The sequence below is a fragment of the Streptomyces milbemycinicus genome, from assembly GCF_002154605.1.
Lineage (GTDB): Bacteria > Actinomycetota > Actinomycetes > Streptomycetales > Streptomycetaceae > Streptomyces > Streptomyces milbemycinicus.
In genome coordinates this window covers 1-2,217 of the sequence record NZ_MUNE01000908.1, presented here as the reverse complement: position 1 = coordinate 2,217, position 2,217 = coordinate 1, and the positions used below count along the sequence as shown (strand labels likewise).

At 70.8% G+C, this 2,217-nt stretch carries 3 protein-coding genes; 2 read left to right on the top strand and 1 reads right to left on the bottom strand.

All coding sequences use genetic code 11. The features are described 5' to 3' along the window. Nucleotides 1-811: ABC transporter ATP-binding protein (locus CCN51_RS48710; RefSeq protein WP_086861075.1), on the top strand; the 811-nt coding region annotated here is incomplete at its 5' end. After that, the gene (locus CCN51_RS48705) at nucleotides 808-1,599 is read left to right on the top strand and encodes an ABC transporter integral membrane protein (protein ID WP_014177396.1); all 792 of its coding nucleotides are present in this window, start codon (nucleotides 808-810) and stop codon (nucleotides 1,597-1,599) included. The genes CCN51_RS48710 and CCN51_RS48705, both read left to right, overlap by 4 nt. Before the next feature lie 109 nt (nucleotides 1,600-1,708). Here CCN51_RS48705 and CCN51_RS48700 read toward each other — a convergent pair. After that, nucleotides 1,709-2,217, bottom strand: a 509-nt coding sequence (locus CCN51_RS48700) for a hypothetical protein (RefSeq protein WP_342749425.1), incomplete at its 5' end; no start/stop codon positions are given.

The following is a 2,217-nucleotide window of genomic DNA, read 5'->3' as shown; positions in this document are numbered from 1 at the left end:
CCCGAACGGCGCCGGCAAGACGACCACCATGGCGATGCTTCTCGGCCTCGTGCGCCCGACCTCCGGGAACGCCACCGTCCTCGGACGGTCGATCCACCACCCCGAGCGCTACCTGGGCCGCGTGGGCGCCCTGCTCGAGGGACCGGCCATGTGGCCCGCGCTGACCGGCGTGGAGAACCTGCGGGTGCTCGCCCGGCTCGGCGGCCACGACGAGCGCCGCATCCCCGAGGTCATCGAACTCGTCGGCCTCGCCGATCGGGCGCGCGACCGCTACGGCAGGTACTCCCTCGGTATGAAGCAGCGGCTCGGCATCGCCGCCGCTCTGCTCGGCGACCCCGAGCTGCTGATTCTCGACGAGCCGACCAATGGCCTCGACCCGGTCGGCATGATCGACATGCGCGACCTCATCGCGCGGATCGCGGCCGAGGGCCGCACTGTGCTGGTGTCCTCCCACATCCTCAACGAGCTGGAGCAGGTCTGCGACTGGCTCCTCATCATCGAGCAGGGAACGCTCGTCTACGCCGGCTCAGCGCGGGAGTTCGCCGGCCGGACCGGCAACGACATCCTCCTGGCCCCCGCGGACGGCTCGGATCTCCCGGTCCTCGCCGACATCGTCGCCGCCGAAGGGCTGGAGCCCAAGAGCGACGGGAGCCGGCTCACGGTGTCGATCGACCACCGCGACCCTCGGCAGATGGCCGCGTCTCTCAACCGCGCCGCCTTCGCGACGGGCATCGTGCTGGCCGAGCTCACGGTCCACCGGCCCACCCTGGAATCCACCTACCTCCGACTCATCGAGGGAGACGTCGCGTGATCCGCTCATTCCGTGCCGAACTGGCCAGGCTGATCCGCCGCAGGGTGCTCATCACCACGATCGTCGTGGTCCTCGCGAGCTCTGTCGGCGGCGCGGCGATCGAGCTGGGCGGCGCCGAGCCCGCATCGGAGATGTCCCCGAACAGCATGACGCCGACGCTGGAGACCCTTGCCGGGGCCGGTGGCGGCACCGAGATATTCCGCGCCGTCGCGGCCTTCTCCGGCACCCTCGTGTTCGCTTTGTTCGTCGGCCTGTTCAGCCTGGAGTTCTCCCGCGGCACCTACCGCACGATGCTCTTCCGGCAGCCCAAGCGGACGAGCCTGCTGATCGGCAGGCTGGGGGCGCTGCTGGCCTTCGCGGCCGCGGCCCTGGCGTGCGGCGAGGTCGCCACATGGCTTGCCGCCCGGTTCATGGCGTCCGGCTACGACGTCTCGACCGACGCGTGGACCGGCGCCGACGCCCTCGGCGCGGCCGTCACCGACTACGCGTCCGTACTGGCGTGGGTCACCGGCTATGCCGTGCTCGCCATGCTGATCGCGGTGCTGCTGCGCTCCGTTCCCCTGGCCCTCGCCGTCGGCATCGCGTGGGCCGGGCCCGCCGAACACCTCATCGGGGACGCGTGGGACCCGGGCCGGCGGTTCTTCCCCGGACTCCTCCTCGAGACGCTGGGGCAGGGCGGGACGTCGGAGGTGAGCATGGCCCGAGCGCTGCTCACCGTAGCCGCCTACGTCGTCGTCGCGGCGGCGGTCGCCGGCACCGTCTTCGCGCGCCGCGATGTCACGGCCTGAGCCCGCCACGGAACGCGGTGCCGGTCTCCGGACCCCCACCCCTTGAAAAAAACGCTTGACCTTGGTCAAGCGTTTTTTTGTAAGGGGGTGGGGGAGGCGCCGATCCGACTCAGCGGACATGCGGCGTCGCGGCGGCGATGAAGTCGCGGACGGCCTGCCGGGACCGCTCGCGGATGTCGGTCAGCCGGTCGCGGTCCTCGGCCCGGTGCAGCTCGGTGACGTGCTCCATGATCCGCTCGGAGAGTTCCACGAGTGCGGGGTCGTCCGAGAGCATCTGCGCACGGAACATCGCCTCCTGCGCCGCGTAGCGCAACTCGTAGACCTGCTCCCGCAGCTCCGGGGTGTCCTCGTCGGGGCGGTTCTCGTGGGTGACGTACCACCGGTGGACCAGCACCCGGCGGTAGTTGAGCAGCGCCCCCGCGTATGCGCAGTACGCGTCGATCCGCTCCTGCCGCAGCTTCTCCGCCCGGGCGAAGTGCTCGCCGCGTTCGGTGGTCCGCCGCTGGAAGACGTAGGTGACGCCGGACCCCAACACCGTGCCAAGCACGGCTATGAAACTCGCCAGAACTGCCTCCATAGGGGGAAGTTGACCACAGCGCGGGCGGGCCTCGCCGGGGT